The 19,736-nt window shown below is 57.9% G+C and carries 30 protein-coding genes; 7 read left to right on the top strand and 23 right to left on the bottom strand.

Features of this window, described 5'->3' with window-relative positions:
- Positions 1 to 17 precede the first annotated feature (17 nt).
- The 4 genes from KY496_RS12035 (at position 18) to KY496_RS12020 (ending at position 3,029) form a co-directional block, all read left to right on the top strand.
- Positions 18 to 1,556 carry a tyrosine-type recombinase/integrase gene (locus KY496_RS12035; RefSeq protein ID WP_219864892.1) on the top strand — a complete coding sequence of 513 codons (1,539 nt, stop codon included), beginning with the start codon at positions 18 to 20 and terminating at the stop codon, positions 1,554 to 1,556.
- A gap of 12 nt (positions 1,557 to 1,568) precedes the next feature.
- Complete coding sequence (locus tag KY496_RS12030; RefSeq protein ID WP_219864891.1) at positions 1,569 to 2,120, top strand: hypothetical protein; 552 nt, start codon at positions 1,569 to 1,571, stop codon at positions 2,118 to 2,120.
- Positions 2,104 to 2,706, top strand: coding sequence for a helix-turn-helix domain-containing protein (locus KY496_RS12025; protein WP_219864890.1), 603 nt, complete (start codon positions 2,104 to 2,106; stop codon positions 2,704 to 2,706). Before KY496_RS12030 ends, KY496_RS12025 begins: the two co-directional genes overlap by 17 nt.
- Before the next feature lie 77 nt (positions 2,707 to 2,783).
- The gene (locus KY496_RS12020) at positions 2,784 to 3,029 is read left to right on the top strand and encodes a helix-turn-helix transcriptional regulator (protein ID WP_219864889.1); all 246 of its coding nucleotides are present in this window, start codon (positions 2,784 to 2,786) and stop codon (positions 3,027 to 3,029) included.
- A 6-nt stretch (positions 3,030 to 3,035) separates the two neighbouring features.
- Here the strand turns inward: KY496_RS12020 and KY496_RS12015 are convergent, their stop codons facing one another.
- The gene (locus tag KY496_RS12015) at positions 3,036 to 3,665 is read right to left on the bottom strand and encodes a hypothetical protein (protein ID WP_219864888.1); all 630 of its coding nucleotides are present in this window, start codon (positions 3,663 to 3,665) and stop codon (positions 3,036 to 3,038) included.
- A gap of 294 nt (positions 3,666 to 3,959) precedes the next feature.
- Here KY496_RS12015 and KY496_RS12010 point away from each other — a divergent pair, with 294 nt between their 5' ends.
- Positions 3,960 to 4,421: a hypothetical protein gene (locus KY496_RS12010; RefSeq protein ID WP_219864887.1), complete on the top strand. Its 462-nt coding sequence runs from the start codon at positions 3,960 to 3,962 to the stop codon at positions 4,419 to 4,421.
- 4 nt (positions 4,422 to 4,425) lie between these two features.
- On the opposite strand, the gene KY496_RS12005 is transcribed toward KY496_RS12010, so the two are convergent.
- From KY496_RS12005 to KY496_RS11960, 10 genes are all read right to left on the bottom strand, one after another.
- Positions 4,426 to 4,776: a hypothetical protein gene (locus tag KY496_RS12005; protein ID WP_219864886.1), complete on the bottom strand. Its 351-nt coding sequence runs from the start codon at positions 4,774 to 4,776 to the stop codon at positions 4,426 to 4,428.
- Between the two features lie 223 nt (positions 4,777 to 4,999).
- A complete protein-coding gene (locus KY496_RS12000) occupies positions 5,000 to 5,215 on the bottom strand; it encodes a hypothetical protein (protein WP_219864885.1) in 216 nt (71 codons plus the stop codon).
- Positions 5,215 to 5,574: a hypothetical protein gene (locus KY496_RS11995; protein WP_219864884.1), complete on the bottom strand. Its 360-nt coding sequence runs from the start codon at positions 5,572 to 5,574 to the stop codon at positions 5,215 to 5,217. The genes KY496_RS12000 and KY496_RS11995 overlap by 1 nt, the downstream gene beginning before the upstream one ends.
- A gap of 74 nt (positions 5,575 to 5,648) precedes the next feature.
- Positions 5,649 to 5,981, bottom strand: a complete 333-nt coding sequence (locus tag KY496_RS11990; protein ID WP_219864883.1) for a hypothetical protein — start codon at positions 5,979 to 5,981, stop codon at positions 5,649 to 5,651.
- Positions 5,982 to 6,583: 602 nt separating this feature from the next.
- On the bottom strand, positions 6,584 to 6,844 hold the full coding sequence (locus KY496_RS11985) for a hypothetical protein (protein WP_219864882.1): 261 nt from the start codon (positions 6,842 to 6,844) through the stop codon (positions 6,584 to 6,586).
- Between the two features lie 691 nt (positions 6,845 to 7,535).
- The gene (locus KY496_RS11980; protein ID WP_219864881.1) at positions 7,536 to 8,021 is read right to left on the bottom strand and encodes a DUF3780 domain-containing protein; all 486 of its coding nucleotides are present in this window, start codon (positions 8,019 to 8,021) and stop codon (positions 7,536 to 7,538) included.
- Positions 8,022 to 8,153: 132 nt separating this feature from the next.
- A complete protein-coding gene (locus KY496_RS11975) occupies positions 8,154 to 8,384 on the bottom strand; it encodes a hypothetical protein (protein ID WP_219864880.1) in 231 nt (76 codons plus the stop codon).
- 547 nt (positions 8,385 to 8,931) lie between these two features.
- On the bottom strand, positions 8,932 to 9,717 hold the full coding sequence (locus KY496_RS11970; protein ID WP_219864879.1) for a DUF4942 domain-containing protein: 786 nt from the start codon (positions 9,715 to 9,717) through the stop codon (positions 8,932 to 8,934).
- A 136-nt stretch (positions 9,718 to 9,853) separates the two neighbouring features.
- Entirely contained in the window at positions 9,854 to 10,339 is a 486-nt protein-coding gene (locus tag KY496_RS11965; RefSeq protein ID WP_219864878.1) for a DUF3780 domain-containing protein, read from the bottom strand.
- A 169-nt stretch (positions 10,340 to 10,508) separates the two neighbouring features.
- Positions 10,509 to 10,856 (bottom strand): hypothetical protein, encoded by a 348-nt coding sequence (locus KY496_RS11960; protein WP_219864877.1) that lies wholly within the window; start codon positions 10,854 to 10,856, stop codon positions 10,509 to 10,511.
- A 228-nt stretch (positions 10,857 to 11,084) separates the two neighbouring features.
- Between KY496_RS11960 and KY496_RS11955 the strand changes: the two genes are divergently transcribed.
- Both KY496_RS11955 and KY496_RS11950 read left to right on the top strand, forming a co-directional pair.
- The gene (locus tag KY496_RS11955; protein WP_219864876.1) at positions 11,085 to 11,588 is read left to right on the top strand and encodes an LPD29 domain-containing protein; all 504 of its coding nucleotides are present in this window, start codon (positions 11,085 to 11,087) and stop codon (positions 11,586 to 11,588) included.
- Positions 11,589 to 11,631: 43 nt separating this feature from the next.
- Positions 11,632 to 11,928, top strand: coding sequence for a hypothetical protein (locus KY496_RS11950; RefSeq protein WP_219864875.1), 297 nt, complete (start codon positions 11,632 to 11,634; stop codon positions 11,926 to 11,928).
- A 123-nt stretch (positions 11,929 to 12,051) separates the two neighbouring features.
- Here the strand turns inward: KY496_RS11950 and KY496_RS11945 are convergent, their stop codons facing one another.
- The 12 genes from KY496_RS11945 to KY496_RS11890 form a co-directional block, all read right to left on the bottom strand.
- Complete coding sequence (locus KY496_RS11945) at positions 12,052 to 12,618, bottom strand: hypothetical protein (protein WP_219864874.1); 567 nt, start codon at positions 12,616 to 12,618, stop codon at positions 12,052 to 12,054.
- Between the two features lie 135 nt (positions 12,619 to 12,753).
- Positions 12,754 to 13,515, bottom strand: coding sequence for a hypothetical protein (locus tag KY496_RS11940; protein WP_219864873.1), 762 nt, complete (start codon positions 13,513 to 13,515; stop codon positions 12,754 to 12,756).
- 28 nt (positions 13,516 to 13,543) lie between these two features.
- On the bottom strand, positions 13,544 to 13,966 hold the full coding sequence (locus KY496_RS11935; RefSeq protein ID WP_219864872.1) for a hypothetical protein: 423 nt from the start codon (positions 13,964 to 13,966) through the stop codon (positions 13,544 to 13,546).
- Between the two features lie 67 nt (positions 13,967 to 14,033).
- Positions 14,034 to 14,288: a hypothetical protein gene (locus KY496_RS11930; protein WP_219864871.1), complete on the bottom strand. Its 255-nt coding sequence runs from the start codon at positions 14,286 to 14,288 to the stop codon at positions 14,034 to 14,036.
- Complete coding sequence (locus KY496_RS11925) at positions 14,285 to 14,605, bottom strand: hypothetical protein (protein ID WP_219864870.1); 321 nt, start codon at positions 14,603 to 14,605, stop codon at positions 14,285 to 14,287. Before KY496_RS11925 ends, KY496_RS11930 begins: the two co-directional genes overlap by 4 nt.
- Positions 14,606 to 14,644: 39 nt before the next feature.
- Positions 14,645 to 15,088 carry a hypothetical protein gene (locus tag KY496_RS11920; protein WP_219864869.1) on the bottom strand — a complete coding sequence of 148 codons (444 nt, stop codon included), beginning with the start codon at positions 15,086 to 15,088 and terminating at the stop codon, positions 14,645 to 14,647.
- Between the two features lie 20 nt (positions 15,089 to 15,108).
- Positions 15,109 to 15,696: a hypothetical protein gene (locus KY496_RS11915; RefSeq protein WP_219864868.1), complete on the bottom strand. Its 588-nt coding sequence runs from the start codon at positions 15,694 to 15,696 to the stop codon at positions 15,109 to 15,111.
- Positions 15,697 to 15,706: 10 nt separating this feature from the next.
- Positions 15,707 to 16,126, bottom strand: coding sequence for a hypothetical protein (locus KY496_RS11910; RefSeq protein WP_219864867.1), 420 nt, complete (start codon positions 16,124 to 16,126; stop codon positions 15,707 to 15,709).
- Positions 16,127 to 16,137: 11 nt separating this feature from the next.
- On the bottom strand, positions 16,138 to 16,785 hold the full coding sequence (locus KY496_RS11905; protein WP_219864866.1) for a hypothetical protein: 648 nt from the start codon (positions 16,783 to 16,785) through the stop codon (positions 16,138 to 16,140).
- Positions 16,786 to 16,799: 14 nt separating this feature from the next.
- The gene (locus KY496_RS11900) at positions 16,800 to 17,270 is read right to left on the bottom strand and encodes a hypothetical protein (protein ID WP_219864865.1); all 471 of its coding nucleotides are present in this window, start codon (positions 17,268 to 17,270) and stop codon (positions 16,800 to 16,802) included.
- 143 nt (positions 17,271 to 17,413) lie between these two features.
- Complete coding sequence (locus tag KY496_RS11895) at positions 17,414 to 18,400, bottom strand: hypothetical protein (RefSeq protein WP_219864864.1); 987 nt, start codon at positions 18,398 to 18,400, stop codon at positions 17,414 to 17,416.
- Positions 18,401 to 18,589: 189 nt separating this feature from the next.
- Entirely contained in the window at positions 18,590 to 19,567 is a 978-nt protein-coding gene (locus KY496_RS11890) for a plasmid recombination protein (protein WP_219864863.1), read from the bottom strand.
- Between the last annotated feature and the right edge of the window lie 169 nt (positions 19,568 to 19,736).

Below are 19,736 nucleotides of genomic sequence, written 5' to 3'. Positions count from 1 at the left end.
CGTGGAGAAAGGCAGACGTGAAGATCGAACTGAGCATGCCGCTCATCAAAGCCCTGAAGCTTGGGCAAAAGCCGGTCGGAATTGATTCGGCGGGGAAGCTTGTCTTTGAAGCGGACCCAAGCAATGCCCCTTACATCCTCTACGACGCCAGCCAGGACGCCCCGCCCGGGTTTGGCGTCAAGGTCGCTGGCAAAAAGACGTTCATCGTTCGGCGCAAGGTCAATGGCAAATCCGTGCAGCCGACTGTGGGCAATGTCGCGGACTTCATGCGAGCCAAGAGCCCGCTCACCGAGGCCCGGCAAGCCGCCGCCAAGCTGGTCGAAGGCATCTTGTTAACTGGATTGAATCCGAACGTCGAGGCCCGCAAAGCACTCACGCTGATCCCCACGCTTGGCGAGCTTTTCACGCTGTATCGCGAGCACGTCTCGACAAAGAAACGCAAGCCTGCGAGCGAAGAAACGCTGCGCGTGTTTGATCGAAGCGTCCGCCGATTTGAATCGCTTGGATGGCTCAAGCGGAAAGTCGACGAGTTCAATTCGGAAGAGATTCTCCGGGAATTCGACAAGGCATCGAAGGAGTTTCCAGTCGCTGCCGAGCAAGCCTTTCGTCTGGCAATCGCAGCGCTGAATTGGAAGATGAAAAACGAAGCGCTTGACGCGAGCGTTGCCGGCCGCGAAGTCGCCATCCGTGCGAATCCGTTTAGCACGCTGTCGATGAATAGCCAATTCCTCACCCGCGAAGAGAAAGAATTGCAATATCAAAAGAAGGGGACGCGCAATCCGCTGACGCCTTCCAAATCGTTCGGCGAGTTCCTTGAAGTCGCATGGGCGAAACGCTCGACGAACGACAATGCGACCGGCGTTGATTATCTGCTCGCCATGCTTTTGTGGGGCTGCCGCAAATCGGAGCATGCTCCATGCGTTTGGCGCGAGTTCGTCCCCGCCGGCAAAGAGAATGAAATGAGCTACGTGGATTTGAATAACGATCCGACATGGGGCCCGCACGTCTATTTCCACAAAACGAAAAATACTAGGGCTCACCGCCTGCCGCTTACTCCAATGGCGGCGGAGCTCATGCGTCAACGACAGCGGGCCGGGGCCGAGGAGTCGGCGAGCCGTGGTTTTGGCTTAAAGTCCCGCCAGTTCGTATTCCCGGCCCGATCTAAGCAATCGAAAACGGGACACTATTCAGACTCAACTGATCTTCGCAGCGCGATCATCGAAGAGGCTGGAATCGCTAAGCTGACTAATCACGATTTGCGTCGCAGCTTTGGGGCGATCATGACGACGCTGCACGCTCCCGAGCCAATCAAGAAAGGCTTCTTCAATCACGCCGCGTCGAGCGTCACGGAGATTTACACGCCGGCCGAATGGGACATGCGGCGGGAGTGGATGCAGAAAATCGAGCAAGCCATCTTGATGAAAGCTCCGAACGTTTACAATGCGTTGAAGCCTGTCGAATGGCCTCCATTGCCGGCCCCTGAGCCTCATGTGTGCCGCCCGCCCAAGCCAAGGACAGGTCGCCCGAGGAAGATCCAACCCGCTGTCGAAAACTGAGAGATATTAGCAATGACCGATTCAAAGATGCTGTCGGAACTCACTGCGGCCGAAAGGCTGAGCTTAATTCCGGACTCGATGTTGATAGTTGAATGCCAAGCCGCTGTTCTGACCTGCTTGTCGCTACGTGATTTCAATAAGTGCGTGAGCGACGGTTTGGGACCGAAGTCTTATGAAAAGAAGAAAAAAGGATACAGCTTCCCCGCTTTCAAAAAGAAGCATCTACTGTCTTGGGTGGACTCGAACCCCTTCGACACCTACGAAGACGACGCCGCTTTTTTCAAACTTCCGCTGAACATCATCAAGCTGAACCGGCATGAAGCGTTTTGGACTGCTGGCAACGCGATCGTTGATGCCGTCGAGAGCACTCCGAGCGAATGTTTTGAAGCCCGAATCGTGGAATTCAATATCAAGTGGATTCCAGTTGTCGAAGCGGTTACCGAATGGGAATGGTCCTTCGGCAAGGAATATGCGAGATATGTCGAAAGAGTGCTGCCGATGCTGAGGGACGCGTCAACCTTAATTCATGCTCGTGTTGAGAGAGGGGATGGCCGCCATGCTTGATGAAAAGATGCTTGCCGATCTTGACGCCGCCGCCCGGCTTCACATGCTGCCCGACTCGATGGTCCTGAGCAGCAAAGAGGCTGCGGTTTTTCTGCGGCTGTCGCTTCGGACGCTTGAAGATCTTCGGCGCAGTGGCGAGGGGCCGGCGTATGCCCAAGCCCCCGGCGGATCGAACCGCCCATGCTTGTATCAGAAAGGCGATCTGCTGGCGTGGATCGGCAATAACAAGCTCGGCTCCGTGGCGGAGAACGCCGTCCGCAACGGCATCGTCTTCGCGCTGGCGTCTTTGGTCGAAGAGTCCGCTTTTTGGGTGACTGAGAGCGGGCTGATCATCGGGGCGGTTGAAAGCACTCCCATCACTGACGTCCCGAGACTGCTCGCTGAATGCCAGGTGGAATGGCTCCCGGCGATCGAGGCGGCATGCTCGCGGGATTGGATCGCGGCCGACGCTCACGAAGAGTTCGGGCGCCATGTTCAGGAAAAACTGAGCAGTGCGTCGGCGGGTGTGGTCGCGGGGGTGGAGCGCACCGCATTGAGTGAGGTTGCTGCAGACGCTCCGCCAGCGAGAGCGCCGCTCAGGGATTAAGACGGGCGGCGTTGAATCTTCAAGAAGATTGCGAGAGGGTAAATGTAGTTAAACCCCTCAACAACTTGGAGAAGAAAATGGGACGCAAAGTCGATATTGCTCACGGCGTGCTCGATCTGCTGATGGAACGGCATGGCTTGAAACGAGACGCGGACGTCTCTCGATTTCTCGGCGTGTCGCCGCCGGTTATCAGCAAGATCCGCCATGGGGCAATGAACATGAGCGGTTCCGTGCTGCTGATTGCGATGGAGAAGGGCGGGCTTAGCTTCTCAGATGTCCGCAACGCCATGGGTAGACCCGACGGCGAACTTTGCTCCCGCTGACCCGCTCTACAACCTGCCAGCCCGGCCCGAGTCTTTCGGCGCCGGGTTTGCTTTTTCCGACTCCTCGCGCAACGCTTCCCTTTCAAGATCGGCCGGCTCGTGAAACCATGCGGAGTTGATCTCGTGCTCGATCATCATGAGCAAATCGTTTCCTGTCTCTCCCTCGGCCCGCTGGGGATCATTATGGAAGAAGGCGGGCAGTGTAACCAAGTCGAGCGGGCCTACATGACTAAGAGCCGTGCCATCCCACTGATTCTTGAGTAAGCATTCCCCATTCTCATAGCCAAGCCGATTGAGCAGGGCTCCCATATGCGGCCAGTATTTGATTTCGATGACGCGTCCCGCGGATGATTTCTTTACGTTCGTGTGAACCGCATAGACGGCGTCGCGCCGATCTCGCCAGTTGATGCAATGCACTGTGAAATAATCAAAGACCCCGTCGAGATCCATGCCGGGGAGTTGCGTCCAGAAAGCCCGGCTATCGCCAAATATCTCGATGGAGAGGAAATCGTCGGGCTCATACCCTTTGAAGAGGTAGCGCACCATGTCCCCATCGATGAACGGCGTCACGCTGCGAAGCCAAGCCCGCCATTCGTATTCGTCCATGTCTACCACGTCTTTTTGATCGGCCGCCATGCTACCTCCAAGTGAGGGTTTGATGGTATCAGAACTGCCGACGCCCATACAAAAACAAAGCCCCGGGAAAGGGGCCTTGAACCATAATCGAAGTCTCCGACATCATCCGGAGCGCACTTCGAGGGCTTCCCACGGCCCTGATTTTTCAAGCGCTATACAGCGAGACAACCTCAAGCGTAGCGCCGTCTCAGAACCGTTGTCAACGGGCAACTGGTCTGGTTTGCTGCGTGGCGCGCGCGCGGTCCCGGGAATTGCGCTATAGTCGGCGCCCCGAACTCACTACAGGAAGTCGCCATGGAAGACATCACCAAAAATATCCTTTTCGAGGAGTCTCGATCGGCGAATCTCAGAGCAGGTCTCGCCCAAGCGGACGCGGCCGCCGCGGAGTCCAAGGCTCGAATGACGCAAGAACAGTTGAACATGATGACTCAACAAGCGTCGAGCAACGAGTCGCACAACCGCCAGCTCATCTCGTCATTGCGAAAGCATGTCGACACGTTGAACGAGAAGTTGCTTCAACAGACCATTGCGAACCAAAAGCTGGAAAGGCTTTTGACGGAGTGGAGGCATTCTCACGAAGGCTTTCGGCGGCTTGCCCGTGAGTTCGCGTCGAGGCTTGGACTGGGCGAAGTAGAGCGGCAGCGGATCTTTTTGGAGATGCTCTTGAACGTAGCCGAAGATGACCCATCGTTCGCAAACACGGAAGTGATTTCAAAAGCAAAAGCCCGACTCGCGGGCTTGGATGCTGTTGGCTGACTTCTCACGAGAGGCCGGCTCCCTTGGGCTTAGAACCCAGCTTTGGCGAGAGGGCTCGCTCGTGGTAGATCTTTTGCATCTCGCCGAGAACTTGAAAGCTTGCGCAGAAAAACACCGCCTCGCTCAACGCTTCGGAGGCCGTCCCGCTGCGATCGATTTGATCCCAAAATTCAAACAGGCATCCGGACAGCTTACGAATTTCGACGGGGTTTTTGGGCACGAGCCGCTCGGTGAATTCATAGCAGATCTTCTCAAACTCGCCGCCTCCCGTTCGCATGCGAGAGACAAGCTCATCGACCAAGGCGGGGGCGGCGTCTCTGCAACGTTGTTTGAATTCGTCCAATGGATTCATCATAGCCTCCCTCCCTTTGCCATCGAGCCCGGCTCATTGCATGCGGCTCGCAAGGCTCGTGCTTCTTTGCGGGCGTCCCAGCGGGCTTGGGTGCGAGCGTCAGAAGCAATTTGAGACGGGTTATCAAGAAGGCGGTTAGCAGCTCGAATACCTCGTCGAACACCCCGAGGGACGCCCGAAGTCGAAAGAGTCATTTTCGCGAACAACTGAGGACTCATCTTCCACATCACAGCCTCCCTTGACGAGTAAGCTCCATCATCCGCTCCTGATCGTGCTGGATGAAGTGAGCCATAGCCTTGGCGACGTCGACGGCCGGAGCGATCTTGGGCTTGCGAAGCTCAATGTCGGCGAAATCCTCAGGATAGGGCCACTTCTTGAACTGCTCGGGGTCGACCATCCACGAAGGCTTCTTCGGGCCTTTTGCTTTTTTCGACTGATCCATCAAAGCCTCCCATGGTTGCCCTGACCAGGCTGGCCCGGGTTGGCGGCGGAGGCGATCTCGTCGCGGTGCTCGGCGCGCTCTTTGTCTTCGATGTGGCCGATCGCCATCCGACGCATGCGGTCGACCATGGACTTGGCGTCGCCGATCTCGTTGATCGACTGATACATGTGAAAGAGATTGGAGAGGCGGTGCCACGTGCCATGATCAAAGCCAGACTCCTCGCCGCCGGATGAGCAGTCGACGCCGATAGGCGAAGTCGACAATTGCACCAATCCGTCCGATCGTTTTTTTCGTTTTTTTTCAACCTTGGCCGGCTCCCCGAGGAGAGCGAGGATGGCGGCTTTTAGGCGTTTGAGCATGGCTCTCTCCGTAGCTTGTTGATGAGTTGATCATCACCGGGCTGCATGGGGAAGTCGAGGCCGGCTGTCGGGGCTCAAAGCCTCCCTGCTGGTTTCACGGGGGCGGCGGGCGTGCTGTGTTCGAGGTCGAATGCTTCGTTCATGGCAATGGCCTCGTCCCATGTTTGATTGATGAGCCCTTCGTTGCTCATTACCGCACGCCAGACTGCCAACTTGTCGCGCGCCGTCTTGCGATAATCGATGACTGACTTCTGATCCGTAAGCCGTCCCGCCTGAATCCAAGAGCTGTTCAATTCTTCATCCATCAAAGCCTCCCTGTGTTTTTGTTTTTCTCGGCGCCGCTTCCCGATGCCCGGCGGATGGCTCTTGCATCCCATGCTGCCTGCGTTTGCTCTCGTGTAGGCCATGCGCTTCTCGTCATAAAGCGAGCGTATTTGAGAGGGTCGTAATATGTAAAATTCTCTCTAATCATTCGCCGAGTGATTGATGCGATGATGAATTGATACGTGCTTTCTTCTTCAGTCACAGCCTGCCTCCTTTCCTTGTCGCCGCCTCGCTCGCGTTGGTCGACTGGCGGATGGCTCTCGCATCCCAGCGGGCTTGCACGATTTCGCGTGGGGCAGAGAATACGACGACGACGCCGTCAATCCGAAGCGAGTGGATAACAGCGCTCTCTCGCTGCCATTGACGCATCTGCTTTGCTCTTGATAGACGCTCGCGGCGGGCAAGCTCAGTGAGCACAATATGATTCACAGCCTGCCTCCTTTCTTCCCCACCGCGGCGGGCTCTTGGCATTGCGATCGCAGGGCCATGCGCTCACGACGGAGATCCCAGCGGCGTTGGACTTCGGAGCGGGCGGGCCATGGATATTGAGCCGCCGCAATGGGGGCATACAGCAGCATGTATCCAGATTCTTTGCGTGAAAATTTCCTGCATTCTTTCGCCTCGTTGAACGCAAGCGGTATGGGAATTCCGAATTTAGACATGACCTCTTGGCGCGTGATGTGGCTCATAGCCGTCCCCCTGTCTTCCCCGCGGCCGGCTCCACGCATTCAGCGAGCAGGGCTTTGGCTTCGCGTTGAGCGCGGCGGGCGTCCCAGCGTTGTTGAACGACATCTGCGCACTGCCAACGGCGATCCGCGACCTCGTGGAGGCAACCCAGCTCAAAATCGTGCTGAGAAAATGCTCGAGATATGTCTCGATGGTTGGCGGCTTCGTAGAAAGTTTCGACGTCATTGAATAACGGATTGATTTTCAGAAGCATCTTCATGCGGACCTCGTAACTCATCAAAGCCTCCCTGTCGTTTTGGGTTTCTCGTCCGGCTCCTTGCATTCAGCGCGGAGAGCTCGGGCCTCGCGTTGAGCACGGCGAGCGTCCCAGCGTCGTTGGACGATCTCGCGGCAGGGCCAGACAAATCCGGTCTCCGCCAACTTCTGGTCAATTGCAAAGATGGATGCGGACTCAAGCCGATCGATTCGCCTGTCCTGTTTTGCATCGTAGATCGGTCCACACATCAAAGCCTCCCGCTGGTTTTGGATTGGGCAGGCGGCTGAGTGGATGAACGGCGCAATGCTCGGGCATCCCAGTCGGCTTGGATCTCTTGGCGGGAGCGAAGGTGCCGCTCGGCGCAGCAGACACGCAAGCCAACACCACTGGGCATCGTCGAGTGCCCGCCGTTGCGCATTGCCGAGCGAGCTGCTGAGCGAGCTGCTGAGGCCACGTGAAAAAGATCGTCATCGAGAAGGACGTGCAGCGTCATACAAAATTCGTCTCTTGCGCGAAATTTGAATCTCAAAACTACCCGCTTGATCTTCACTCCCTTGCTCTCCATCTCGCTCTCCCAAAGGGCTTCTCTCCCTTCGTTTATCGCCCACCGCTCGATGAATTCCAAGTCCGCCGGTCAGCTCGATGGGCGGCGTCGATGGCTGGGCGGCTAAAAAAAAGAAAACCCCCGAAGGGGTTAGGCGAGAGCGACTTTGATGGCTGCCTTCCAAGAGGGATCGGCGGCCGCTCTCAGGCGCAGCCACCAAGCCTCTTCAGGAGCGAGGGCCGACCACTTGGCGGCAGCGACCCATGCCTTATCCAAGTCAGCAGATCCGAAGTCCTCCACAGCCCAAATCAGGGGCAAAAGCTGGTTCCCAAAATGCTCGGCGAGTGGCGTGTGGCCTTTGCTGAATTTCCCTTTTTTTTGCCCACGCTTCTCGAGACTATTGTTCAAAACCCCAGCAAGGCTCAGAGAGATTCCGGCCCAAACAGCTCCATCAATCTTGGCGATTGGATCAAGACTCAGCCTGCAGCTATTCCCCTTGAACGTTGCCTCGTAAATCGTGGCATCCCCGCCATCGCAGTGGATCGTGTAAAAACGCATGCTGTCGCCCGACCCAAAACCGAAGCCTTTCGATGGGATCTTGTTGGCGGCAAGCTGGTGGTTGATGTAGTCGATCATGTCTCTCCCCTCAGATTATTCGCGGCTCTCTTTCCGCCCTTCAAACATCTCATAACCGTGGCGGAGATCAATGGCCGGCGATCAGGTCGACGAGCGGGCGAAAGAGAAGAGGCCCGAAGGCCCCTTGGTGGATCACTTGGCTTGCTTGCTTCGACTGCCAAAGATCAGGCGACCAACGAAGCCCGCCAAAATCCAGCACGCCGCAAACAGCAAAAATCCGGGCGACGCGATGTGCTCAGGCCAGCCGATGAAGACCTGCGGCACGACCCAGCACCACAAAAGCCAGACTGGGAAGATGATCGCGAGGATGATTCCCAAGGAAATTGCCATAGCCAGCAAGCCGGCCAAAATAATTGCAAGCATTACGCCCCCCAAGTGTTTTTTACTGCTTCGTTTATCGCCTTGCGAGACTTTCAGAGCAAGTCCGGCTGTCAGATCGATGGCTGGTCGGGCGGGTGTTTGCCAGGGCGTGCGGAGGTCATTTTCGCGGCTTGCAATCTCGCGGAGACGTGGCGGGCTATCAAGTCAGCATAGAGGCCATGGTCTGCATTTGGCGGGCGGCGATCGCTAAGAAAAAGGCGCGCGGGGGCGGCGGGCTCGGGCTGGGAGTGTGGGCGTGCGTGGGGTGAGGTGGCGGCGGGTCTTTTGATTGGCGTGCGATTGATGGCGGGGAGGGGAGGGCGGCGGGAATGGTGAGCGAGGGTGGGTGTTCGTTGATTTTGATGATATACGCAACTCTTTTGGTTTAGAGGTGACTTCCGCACGCTCTAGAAAACACTCAGACTGATGCCGGGAGCTCGCGGTTTTTTTTTAATTCCTCAAACACGCCCCACCTCCAGCCCGCCCCCACGCCGCCCCGCTATGAGAAAAGCCCTCCGAGTGGAGGGCGTCGCGTTTGGCTGGGAGGAGGTCAAGCCGCCTTTGGCTTGGGGATGGCGGCCGGGTAGCGTGAAGCCAAGACGGCGTTCATCTTCGCGACGAGGTCGGGCCGCTTGAAGTAGACGTGCAAGTTCCCATTTTGAAAGCCAACAACGGAGACGTAATCCGACTGAAATGCCGAAGACGGCTGAAAATCCGAGAACATTGAAAAGTTGTCTCGATGATCCGGTTGGGGCTTGCCGTCCATGACATGCATGAAGCGAATGACATCGTCGACGTGCGCTCGGTTCCGATTGCATGGCCAATCGTTCCGCCCCTGGAGAATGATCTTCTTGCCGAAAGCGACGGGTGAATTGGTCTTGTGCGACCACGAGAGCGCTCGATACAACTGCTCGATGCCGTCGTTCATCATCTGCTTGCGCTTCGCATGAAGCTCTGAAAACGTGGCTTTGATGCTATCCATCGTGAGCGCGGGAATCTCGCGCTTCTGAATTTTTTGCCCCCAGTCCTCGACGTCTTTGGCGCTCATGAACGAAAGCATGCCGCTTTCATGCATCAAGTGATCCCACGCCTTCGCGTCATAGCCCGAGATCAGCATGTCAAAGACCTTGTCGTTTTGAACGGCATGACGGAAGCCGCTGATACTCTCAAGTTCAATCTCATACATCTCCGGATGCCTTCCCCCACGGTCGAAGCCGCTGGCGCGGAGGATTTCACGGGCCTCACCGATTGAAGCGCGGGCGGCATTGACGCGCTCAACAAAGGCGTTGCGCTGATTGACCAAGTTGGCGATGCTGATGCTTTTGACAAGTTCCATGTAATGCTCCTCGTAGGGTTGGGTGGCAGACTCTCTCTCTGTTCAGATCAACATCTCGCGAAAACCATACAAAGTAAACTCGGCGAGGCTGGACTGTTGTAAAAAAGCCCTCGGCTTGGAGGGCCAATCGAAGGGATCAGGCGAGAGCGACTTTGACGGCCGCTTTCCACGAGGGATCGGCTGAGGCCTTCAAGAAAAGCCACCAAGCCTCTTCAGGGGCGAGGGCTTCCCATTTGACGAGGGCAACCCATACCTTGTCAATATCGGCAGCTCGGAGATCTTCCAAAACCCAAACCAAGGGCAGGATCTGATGTCCGAAATGCTCGGCGAGTGGCGTGTGCCCTTTGCGAAATTTTCCCTTCTTTTGACCACGCTTTTCGAGCGCATCGTTAAAGCTCGTGGCAAGACTCGGCGATATTTCCGCCCAAATGTCTCCATCAATTTTTGCGACTGGATCGATGCTTAGCCGGCAGCTATTGCCTTTAAAAGTCGCCTCGTAGATCGTCGCGTCGCCGCCTTCGCAATGGACGGTATAGAAGCGCATGCTGTCGCCCGACCCAAAGCCGAAGCCTTTCGATGGGATTTTGTGGGCGGCAAGCTGGTTGTTGATGTAGTCGTTCATGTCGAGTCTCCTGTTGGTTTGTTGTTCGTGCTCTCTCGGCACAAATTCAGCTTCCCAAACGCCAAACCGAAAAGCAATCGTTTTATCATCGCAATTGACGAGCGGTCAGTTCGAGGCCATGAACGGCAAAAAGCCCTCCAATCGGAGGGCTTCGCGTCTGCCGGTTCGATCAAGCGTCGGCCAGCTCGTCTTCCCAGTGCGCGTAACGCTCTTCATATTCAGCGTAGAGCTCGTCGACCAGGGCGGCGTCTTCGAGAGCGAAAAGCAGCTCGGCGACCGCCTCTTGGTGTTCCTCTTGCTGCTTCTCGAAGTCGTAGAAGCTCGACCCGTCGCTCGTGTCGAACTCGAACTGCTCGTTGTCGAGATATGCCTCGATCACCGTTGCGAACTCCTCGCGATCCGCCTTGCGGCCGGAGATCTTGAAGGCCTGCCGGCTGGGGAGCTGCAGGATCTCAATGCCGGCGTCCGTGTCGACACCGAAGACGTAGTCGCGCAGGCTTTTTTCGTTGATGTTCATGTTGGTCTCCTTGGGTTGGTTGTCGTGCTCTCTCTCGGCACACATCCAATCTCGCATCCCGGCCACCGACTCGCAAGGCCACCGATCCGCGACGAGCGGCAAGCAGGATGAGCGGCGCAAATCGACCGCCCGTCAATTGCAGTGATAAAACGATTGCCTTTTAGTTTGGCGTTTGAGATGTTGGTTTCACCGGAAGAGAGCCGGGCACGAGACAACCAGGAGAACAACATGGTCTACCCCCAAACCCTGAACGCAAAAGAAACCAAGGCCTTGCTCGCGAAGGTTTTGAAAGAGTCCTTCCCCGCAACGAAATTTAGCATCAAGGCTGACAGCTGGAATCGCATCGATCTCTCTTGGACCGACGGACCGTCTGAGAAAGCCATACACTCGATCACTGCTTGGTTTGAGATGCCGTGCAGCGACTACGAGAACATTCGCTACGAAGAGGCTGCTCCGATCACGATGATAAAAGCTGAAGAGTTGGAGTTCATCAGCGAGTTCGACTACATCAGCGCCACTCGACAAGGCAACTCGGATTGGTCGGACGAAACGGACAGCGCATTGCAGCACGTATCCGCGACCTTAGAGAGCTTTGTGAAGTGGGATGGTGAAGAGGAGTTTGAGTCGCTGCAGGCCAGGCTCCAAGAGATTCAAGCGCAGCGGACCGCTGAGGCCTTGCGCTTGTGCTCGAAAACCGGCACGGCTCGCAAGGCCCGCAGCATGGCTCTTTGATCGCAGTTGTCCGCTCCAAAAATAACAACAACAGGAGAATACAATGCCAGCAGGACGCAAGCCGCAACCAGGGCGCGACAAGCGCAACCAAGAGATGGCAGCGCGCTACGCTGCCGGCGAGTCAACAGAGAGCCTCGCGGCGGCATTTGGACTAAAACGCCCGGTCGTGATCAACATCATGCAAGAAGTTGGCGTGAGGCGCGCCGACACTTGTTTTAAGAAGAGAAACGAAACGATCGTTGCAGAGCGACTGGGCGGCAAAAAGGTTTCGGAGATCGCCGCGTCTCATGGATTGAGTGCGGGTCGCGTCAATGCGATCTTGAGAAAGATGAATGGCTGAGAGCAAACGAGATAGAGCCCGCCGGAGCGGGCTCTTTTTCAAGCGACTTGTCCACGCTTTCCGAAGCCGGTCCATGAGCAGACCATGGGCGAGGAATAGGGTGGGCAAGTCGCCTTCCCCCGCTTACCGGGGGCCGCTTGGTCTGCGCACCAGGTTGAGCCGCGGCGCCGGCGTGTGAGGCGCTGGTTCTTCGGGGTCTTGGTTGTCCTCGAAGATTTTCAAGAGCGACGGCTCCACTGGGGGCCACGCCGGCGCCCATCCAAGCGTCTCGAACTGCTTGGGGAAGGTCGCCGCGGCGGCTTCGTATTTGGCTTGGGGGTTAGGCGCGATCATGGCTTCGGCGGCGGCTTTGTATGCATCGTTGAGCGCGTCGAGTTGTTCTTCTGAGCCCCGCTTCTCAAACTCGTGCGAGACGTAGTTGCTTGCTTTGTAGAAGACCGCTTGGCGAAACGCTTGATCGAGCGTGCCATCGCGATCGACGTCGTCCCAGTGCTCGTCGAGGAATTCGACATATTTCCAGAGCTCGATGGTGGGGATTGGAACCATGCGATCAGTGAACTCGTATGCGAGCAGATGCAGCTTGTCGCCGACTTTGGCACCGTCCCCTCGCTTGATCATGCCCAGCACTTCATCGAACAACTCCCGGCCGACCTCTCGGCTTTTCTGCTCGAACTCGTATTCAAGATCCATCGTCCACCCCGTCGTTTGTCTTGCTTGCGCACCGTAGCTAGCGCGTCTATTTGATGTAAGCGCCCACGGCACCCCAAAACAACTGCCGCCCGGCTGGACGGCAAGATGCGGCATCTGAACGGCGCAGGGATAGCATCAAGAGGACGATCCGTTGGCTCCGAAAAGACGCCACCAGGGCTTCGACTCTACCCTGCGAGCGGGCGGAAAGTCTTCGATTTCGTTGAGCTCTTGATTGATCCCTTCAAGCCGCTTCCACAGCAACCGATTTTCCGACTGCAGATTGGCGACACGCTCTTCAAGCTCAACGATGCGCTTCTGATCATCGTTGCCGTCATCTGCGTGTTGATTGATCGTTTTGACGAGGGTGTCGAGCATCGCTTCGATTTTCATGAATCGATCTTCTTCACGCGCCTCATGATGCGCGGCGGGAGGCACGTCGACGGGCGATTCTTGGCTGATCGACGCTGCTGCATAACTCAGCGAGTTGATCACGTCCCAAACTCGATTTTGCGAGATGCCGTAGCGATCGGCGATCTCTGAGACCGGAATGCCGGCGCTTCTTTCTTTTGCGATCTGCGCATTTCGATTTGCGATTTTGATCTGATAAGCGCTTTCTTTCGCCGCGCGCTCAGCAATGAGATCCTTAAGCTTGGATTCTCGCTCTGATTTCAATTTCTTTTGCTCGTAGATGATCTGCCGGACCCGCTCGTAGCTGATGCCGTGCAGCGCCGCGATTTCGCGAAGCGTAAGACCTTTCGCGCGATCGGCGACGACGTGTGAGTAATCGACAGTCGGCTTTGGGCCGCGGCGCAACGGGGCCGCCGGTTTGTTCGAGTCCAGACGGAAAAGACTGTCGATGTATTGGTCATGTCCGTTGGTTTTATTTTTTGTGTTCACTCTTTTCTCCTCGGTTTGGTAATCTTTTTTAAAGCCGGCCAGCTTTGCTGCGGGGGGCGGGTGTGGGGTCTTCGATCGCGCCAAGCATCCGGAGAGTCTCCCAGTCCGCGAACTCTTGGGCGGCCAAGGGCAGGCAGTCGTCGCGCAGTGAGCGCAGGGCTTTGCCGAGGTGCTGCCATGGGCGAGCGAATGCCATTGCTTCTTGAAGTTGTGCCGCCCGCCGTCCGTTGCTTCGGAACAGGACGGGCATCTGGCTGCGGAAGCCGGACTTGTGCGCGATGTAGGCCTTCGCGCTGTTGTTCTTGCCAGAGCGGATCTCGACGCAGAAACCTGCGGCTTCGATTTCGAGAAGATCGGTGTTCGGCTTTCGATTCATGCGCGACTCGCTGCTATCTGTTAGCCCGCTTGCCGGGGCAGTGTTGAGATCAACTTCGCCCACTTCGCGGGGCATGGCAATAGCCGCCCAACCAAAACAAAGGGCCGCCAGATGGGCGGCCCGTGAGCTGGGGTTGAGCGGTCTACTCGGCGGCGTCCGGCGGCGTCTTTTTGCTGAACACGCGGTCGCGAAGGGCCAAGAGCTTCTGTTCGACATCGTCCGCCCGCTCTTCGCGCTTTAGCTTTTGCCGGCCCCGGGCGGCCTTGGCGGCTTGCTTTTGGAGCTCTTCGTCGATCGCTTCGACGCGCACTTCAAGCGACGCCAGCCGGCCGTCAAGCGCGTCGAAATCCCAGCGCAGATCGCGCAACGCATAGAAAATCTCTTCGTCACTGATCATGCGGCACCACCGATCGATTTGCCGGCCGGGCACGGCGCGTTGACAACGATGAAGTGCGGAATGCCGATCTCCGCGAGCTCTTCTTGCAGCTTGTCGAGCGATGCGAAGCGACGAACTTTGTTGCGAGCGCTCGACATGATCACGCCGTTGATCTCCAAAACCCACGAGCCGCCGGTCGACGTCGAGCGGGCGCCTTTGCCGTCGGGGAGCGCCACCGTTTTGAAAAGGTCGTGCAAGTCGGTCCGGCCAGAGCCTTTGGCTATCGCAACGAGCGAGGCGAATTCCGTGCGAGTGATCCGTTTTTGTTTCGATGCCATGCTTTTCTCCTTGTTTTTATCGATGGCGTTGGGGGCGGATCAGTTCTTCCAGGGCTTCCCGGATTTCCCGCGGCCGACGGCGAAGACCGGGATGCCGTCGCCGTTCGCGTCCGGCAGCGCACTGACGATTTTGAACTTGCGATCGAACGCTTCGGCGCGGTCGGCGAACTCGGCATGCTGAATCATCTCGTTGAACGACAGCTCGAGAAGGTCAGCGACAAGGGCCATCATCGGGTCGATCATGTTAGCCTGAAGCGGGTGGTCTGGATTGCTGACTGCCCGCTCCGCTTCGTCTTCCGGCATGCCCAAGCGGGCGGCGATCTCGTGCGCAGCGCCTTGGACCAGCCGCAGGCTGCGCCCGAACATCGCTTGGTTCATGAAGATCTCATTGAAGAGCGCGGTGGCCGGGCTCACTTCCGCAGCGGCGGCTTCGAGGGTGGTGGGCAGATCGTTGCCGCGGGCGTCGACGATTTTCTTGTTCATGCTGTCTCCTTTTTCTTGTTTTACAGCGACTTGGCCTTGGGGCCGATGGTGATTGGGGCGGATGGCGTGGATTGGGCGAGCGAGTGCTTTTCCCAGCGCTCAAACGCGCCATCGGCTTGGCTGCTGAGGTCGAGGCGGGTGAGCCGGATGCTCAACTCCGTATCGCCCGATGCTTCTTCATAAGCATCGAAAACGCGTCGCCGAAATTGAGCGAACTGCCGAACGACTTCTTCGAGATAAATGCCTTGCTGCGGATCGCCAGAAGCGAACAGCGCGCTTGTGAGTGCGACTTCAAGAACGATGGCGGGCTCGCGGTAAGTCGTGCCCGGGATCTGCAAGACATCGACGAGCTGGAACCAGTCAAGGTTGTCTTTGCCGATACCGTCGCATGCATACTCGTAAGCGGCGCGGGCGAGATCGGTCTCCGCCGGCAAGAGCTTCGCGGCGCGCAGCGTGTCGCGCATCGTGCGGATCTGCCTCTTTGCACTGTTCAGCTCGTGCGACAGCTTCAAGACCATGCCCATGGCCTCGGGGGTGGCAGCGCAGGCCGATGCATCTGCGGCCCGCTTCTTCGCTAGCATCTGCTCATACTCGTCATAGACTTCCATCTCTGTCTCCTTATTTTTGTTTTTTGAGAAACTTGGTGTGGCTGATGTAGCCTGCGATGTGATCGGCCCACGTCTTCGACGTGTTCATGAACGACAAATCCGGGTTCACGAGCCGGACTTGAAAGTGGGACTCGTTCCAGAAGTCTTTGAACGCGGCGAAGTCGACGTGGGGAGCAAGCAAGTGACGGATCTCGTCGGGCACATCGAACGTCGTCTTGTAGCCATGATTCTCAGCCCACTCGCGCCATTCCCCACCGAGCAGCGCTTGGTCCCATTCGTCGACTTGAGAGCGCGACGGATACACTTCAAAGAGAGCAGGCAAGCCGCGCAGATATTTTGCAGTCGCGATGCGCACGATCTCTGTATCGATGACTACTTTGCTCAGATCGATCGATTCGAGCTTGCGACGATCGAGCGCGCGGCGGTCCATGGCTTTCTCCGTTATTGACCGCGGCGGGGCGGCTGGGCTTTTGGTGATTTGGGATGGCGACGAATCCACTCTTCGCGCGCGGCTTTCACGATCTCGGACATCGGATATTCGAAGATCTTTGACATGTCTGCGTCGAGCGGGATGCCCGAGCCGGGTTGGTCAGGCTGTTGAATCAACTGGGCGGACTTGGGATCGGCGAGATGCGCCGGACAGCTCACTTGAACTTCCACCGGCTTGCCACGCACCGATTTGAAAGCGCGCATTTCGCGCCAAGCGCCGATGTCTTGAATCGGCGGCGGTGGCGGGGCCGGGGGAGCAATGGTCACTTTCCGGCCGCGGGCCGCATCGATCGCGCACCAAAACGACTCGCTTGGCGAGAGTTTGTAGATCTCGACGAATCCTTCTTTCAGTAATTCCCGAAGTATGTCTTCGACTTTTTCGATGTTTTCACCGAAAAACCGGCAGACATCGTGCGTCGTGCGCGGACGGCTGGAGATCAGCTTGAAGATGTCCGATGGCAGATCGGCGGAGCGGACTTTCGGGGGGAGCCTACGCGGCGACGCCGGCGCATTGCCGGCGTTCGCTTGTTCAGTCACCGACCGCGCATGAGCTTCGAGGGCTTCAAGCTTCGCGCTATCGATGTTCAAAGGTTTGCTCACAAAATTCTCCGGGTTTAGTCGTCGAAGTCGGTTTCGGTCAGCTTGCCGAACTTCGTGCGCAGCGCGGCGATTTGGCGGGCTTGGTTGTATGCCGCCATCGAGACTTCGTCGAACGCCTCTTCCCACTGAGCGGCTTTCTTTTCGCTTCGCTCGACACGCTCTTCGAGCGACTTGATGCGACGCTCGGCGGCTTTCATGTGAGCGATCATGTTTTGCATCGCGGCGACCATGTCGGCTTTGGAGACGGTAGCGGGATCAATCTTGGCGGGAGCTGCAGGCGCCGAAGGCTCCGGGGCGTATTCAGACTTTGCCGCGGCTTGGGCAGCCTGCTTGCGCGCCAACTCAGACGCCGTCATCACACCAGGGGCCACCGCTTTGAGGTTCTCCAACGCCGCTGCGGTTTTCACCGCACCAGGTGCAGCGTCGATCTGAGCTTGCACTGCTGGGGATGGCTTGTTGCTGTCGAAGTTTGCTTTGAATCCCATGTCGTTCTCCTCGTTGTTGTTGGCCGGCTCTCTCTTTCCGGGTGAGGTCGCTGCCCCACGTATTCACTAAATCACCGTCGTTGCCCATGGTCAACACTTAGCCATGTTCAAGACGGACAGATGGTCATATAGGCGACAGGCGGTCAAAGGGCGACGCCGCCGGTGCGCTTGCGCTCAGCTTGCTGAGCCGTGGCCTTGTCGGCGTAGCCGCTGCGGCGCTCGGGGATGAAGATGCTCTGCCATCCGCCGATCACCGCTTTCGTGATCAGGGCGGCGACGTCGTGCTTGTCTTCGTGAGCTCGGGTGCACTCGCCGATAAAAAGCTTGGCAGCAAGCAGCGTGAGGGGTTTTCCCATCCGAATCCGGCTTTCGACGAATCCGAGGTAGAGTTCACGAGGGATGAAGGGAGGGAGCTCAATGTTGGCGACTTGGTCCGCCTCGGACATGGCCTTCTCACGTTTGCGAGCGGCCTTCGTCGGCACGGCGACAGCGGTGGGTTCAACCAGGGCGGGAGCCTGCTCGGCGACCACCGGAGCGGCTTCGATGGGGGCGGGGTCGACCGGGGCTAGGTCAAATGCGCTGGTGGCTGCGAGCCCGCCAAGATCAATACCAAAGTCGGAGTCATCCCAGTCGTCGGTGTATGGCATCGCGTCTTCAAAGTTCTCGGCCGGCGGGAAGGTGGGAATGCGGCTCTCGGGGATCTTGATTGGGGCGGACTGGGCTTGTGGCACCGAAGACGGCTGGGAAGCGATTTGCGGGGCCGCCACGGCGAGATCGGGGGCTGGCTGGGGGATTGGGGCGGCAATCGTAGTCGAGGCCTTGGCGGCCCGTTTGCGTTCGCGGCATGCGTTGACGCGGTCAGTGCTCATGTCGACCTTCGCCCAGCGGGCGGCGAGCCGGATCTCCTCGGCTTCGATTTCGAGAAATCCTTGGTCGACGAGCCGGCCGACAACGTCGACGATCTTCGAGTTCATCGTGCGTGCGAGGCGCTTGAACGTGAGCGGCTCGAACGACAGCGCGGCGGCGGTCCAAAACACCGAACGCTCGCGGTCCGTCAATTCAGCGTATTCGTCGCTGGTGGCGATGCCGCGGCTGACCCGGAGGGGGAAATGGTCCGACTTTTTCGACATGATGCTTGCTCCCGTTGGTTTGCTCTCTCGCTCTTCAATAAACAGCCGAGCCCGTCCGTTGTCCAGCGGAAAGCGTGCCCGAGAGCATTTTTTCTGGACGGGCGGCACGATTCATGGCATGGGCGGCGATCGGTTTTCGGAGCAAACCGGGAAGCGTTTGAGATCAAAACGGGAGCAAAACCGGCAAGATCAAAAACGGCGTCTCATTGGGGAAGTGGACCTTTTTTCGGGCAAGTGAAACGTTTCACGTTGTTTCTTGAGCGTTTCTTCTGCGTTTCCATCGCGTTGCATGTCTTCGATTTCGGCGGCTGGCGTCGGCTCCTCGGGCTGCACCAGGGAAGGGGATGGAGCCGGCGTCGGGGCGAGCGCGGGCGGTCCGACCAGGTCGAGATCGTCGAGATCGTCGGGCCGGTTGGCGTGCGCAGCGGACTCGCCGGTGCTCGTCAGCTTCTCCCAAAGATCACGGAACCATAGGTATTGCTTGCGATTGGGATTGCGCTGCCGCGGCTCGGCACCGATGCGAGCCCAGCCCATGAGCTTGCCGACGCGCTCGTGGAAGCGATCGAGGAAGGCTTTCATCGCGGCTTTGTATTTTTGGCGCCGGTTCGGGCCACGGTCGTCTGCGTGCTTGCCGGGGTGGTTCGCTCCAATCCCGAGCTTCCCGCCATTCTCCGGCACCGCGTAAGGCAGCAGCATGAAATGGATGTGCGGGAAGCGCTCGTCAGCGATGTGAGCAACGACCGAGTGGACGCGCTCGCCGAACTCTTCGCGGAGAAAGCTCACGGTGTATTCGCAGAAGTCGCCGAACGCGCGCCACTCCGCGGGACTTTCGAGCATCTCCGCGCTCTCCACCGGATAGCTTGCGACACCCGCCACCAGCAATTGGGCATCTTTCCGCAACCTTTGGGGGCTCAGGCTATCGAATTCGACGATTTTTTGGCGAATTAGGTGGATGGCACCGGAAGGTGGTCCGAAAGGGCAAAAAAGGGGTATTTCTGCGATGGGTGCGGAAACGTGCGGAATCGCCGAGGGCCGGCGGGTCATCTCGTTGATGACTCCCGGGATGGTGCGGCGGCCCCTGGACGACTTGAAGCCGTAGCTCTCCAAGCGGATGAAGCCGACCTTCTGAGCTGGGCGGGGGCGGCGGGGGGATGCGGACGTTGGCATGGCGGTCTCCTTGGGCGGGTGCTGCTCTCTCCGGTTCATCATCTCGCGATGAGGCGGCCGGCGAAAGCGCAGGGGCGGACCGGCCGGCGAGCGGCGGCGCCGTTTTTTTGGGATTCCGACTTCGTCGTCAGTTCGTCCTGCTCCAGCCCGCCCTTGGCCTCCTCGTGTG

Origin of the sequence: Massilia sp. NP310 (genome assembly GCF_019443485.1) — a bacterium.
Taxonomy (GTDB): domain Bacteria; phylum Pseudomonadota; class Gammaproteobacteria; order Burkholderiales; family Burkholderiaceae_D; genus Telluria; species Telluria timonae.
Note: the sequence above shows the minus strand (reverse complement) of the source record. Positions and strands in the feature narration are given on the sequence as shown.

Coding starts and splice junctions, on each gene's coding strand:
- KY496_RS12025 (WP_219864890.1), top strand. CDS start 2,104: ATGGCCGCCATGCTTGATGAAAAGATGCTTGCCGATCTTGACGCCGCC.
- KY496_RS12015 (WP_219864888.1), bottom strand. CDS start 3,665: ATGGCGGCCGATCAAAAAGACGTGGTAGACATGGACGAATACGAATGG.
- KY496_RS11915 (WP_219864868.1), bottom strand. CDS start 15,696: ATGGAAGTCTATGACGAGTATGAGCAGATGCTAGCGAAGAAGCGGGCC.
- KY496_RS12010 (WP_219864887.1), top strand. CDS start 3,960: ATGGAAGACATCACCAAAAATATCCTTTTCGAGGAGTCTCGATCGGCG.
- KY496_RS11895 (WP_219864864.1), bottom strand. CDS start 18,400: ATGTCGAAAAAGTCGGACCATTTCCCCCTCCGGGTCAGCCGCGGCATC.
- KY496_RS11985 (WP_219864882.1), bottom strand. CDS start 6,844: ATGAAGATGCTTCTGAAAATCAATCCGTTATTCAATGACGTCGAAACT.
- KY496_RS11960 (WP_219864877.1), bottom strand. CDS start 10,856: ATGAACATCAACGAAAAAAGCCTGCGCGACTACGTCTTCGGTGTCGAC.
- KY496_RS11950 (WP_219864875.1), top strand. CDS start 11,632: ATGCCAGCAGGACGCAAGCCGCAACCAGGGCGCGACAAGCGCAACCAA.
- KY496_RS11935 (WP_219864872.1), bottom strand. CDS start 13,966: ATGCCCCGCGAAGTGGGCGAAGTTGATCTCAACACTGCCCCGGCAAGC.
- KY496_RS11990 (WP_219864883.1), bottom strand. CDS start 5,981: ATGGCCTACACGAGAGCAAACGCAGGCAGCATGGGATGCAAGAGCCAT.
- KY496_RS11910 (WP_219864867.1), bottom strand. CDS start 16,126: ATGGACCGCCGCGCGCTCGATCGTCGCAAGCTCGAATCGATCGATCTG.
- KY496_RS11965 (WP_219864878.1), bottom strand. CDS start 10,339: ATGAACGACTACATCAACAACCAGCTTGCCGCCCACAAAATCCCATCG.
- KY496_RS11930 (WP_219864871.1), bottom strand. CDS start 14,288: ATGATCAGTGACGAAGAGATTTTCTATGCGTTGCGCGATCTGCGCTGG.
- KY496_RS12000 (WP_219864885.1), bottom strand. CDS start 5,215: ATGGATCAGTCGAAAAAAGCAAAAGGCCCGAAGAAGCCTTCGTGGATG.
- KY496_RS11925 (WP_219864870.1), bottom strand. CDS start 14,605: ATGGCATCGAAACAAAAACGGATCACTCGCACGGAATTCGCCTCGCTC.
- KY496_RS11900 (WP_219864865.1), bottom strand. CDS start 17,270: ATGGGATTCAAAGCAAACTTCGACAGCAACAAGCCATCCCCAGCAGTG.
- KY496_RS11995 (WP_219864884.1), bottom strand. CDS start 5,574: ATGCTCAAACGCCTAAAAGCCGCCATCCTCGCTCTCCTCGGGGAGCCG.
- KY496_RS11890 (WP_219864863.1), bottom strand. CDS start 19,567: ATGCCAACGTCCGCATCCCCCCGCCGCCCCCGCCCAGCTCAGAAGGTC.
- KY496_RS11945 (WP_219864874.1), bottom strand. CDS start 12,618: ATGGATCTTGAATACGAGTTCGAGCAGAAAAGCCGAGAGGTCGGCCGG.
- KY496_RS11955 (WP_219864876.1), top strand. CDS start 11,085: ATGGTCTACCCCCAAACCCTGAACGCAAAAGAAACCAAGGCCTTGCTC.
- KY496_RS12005 (WP_219864886.1), bottom strand. CDS start 4,776: ATGATGAATCCATTGGACGAATTCAAACAACGTTGCAGAGACGCCGCC.
- KY496_RS11970 (WP_219864879.1), bottom strand. CDS start 9,717: ATGGAACTTGTCAAAAGCATCAGCATCGCCAACTTGGTCAATCAGCGC.
- KY496_RS11980 (WP_219864881.1), bottom strand. CDS start 8,021: ATGATCGACTACATCAACCACCAGCTTGCCGCCAACAAGATCCCATCG.
- KY496_RS11975 (WP_219864880.1), bottom strand. CDS start 8,384: ATGCTTGCAATTATTTTGGCCGGCTTGCTGGCTATGGCAATTTCCTTG.
- KY496_RS12030 (WP_219864891.1), top strand. CDS start 1,569: ATGACCGATTCAAAGATGCTGTCGGAACTCACTGCGGCCGAAAGGCTG.
- KY496_RS12020 (WP_219864889.1), top strand. CDS start 2,784: ATGGGACGCAAAGTCGATATTGCTCACGGCGTGCTCGATCTGCTGATG.
- KY496_RS11920 (WP_219864869.1), bottom strand. CDS start 15,088: ATGAACAAGAAAATCGTCGACGCCCGCGGCAACGATCTGCCCACCACC.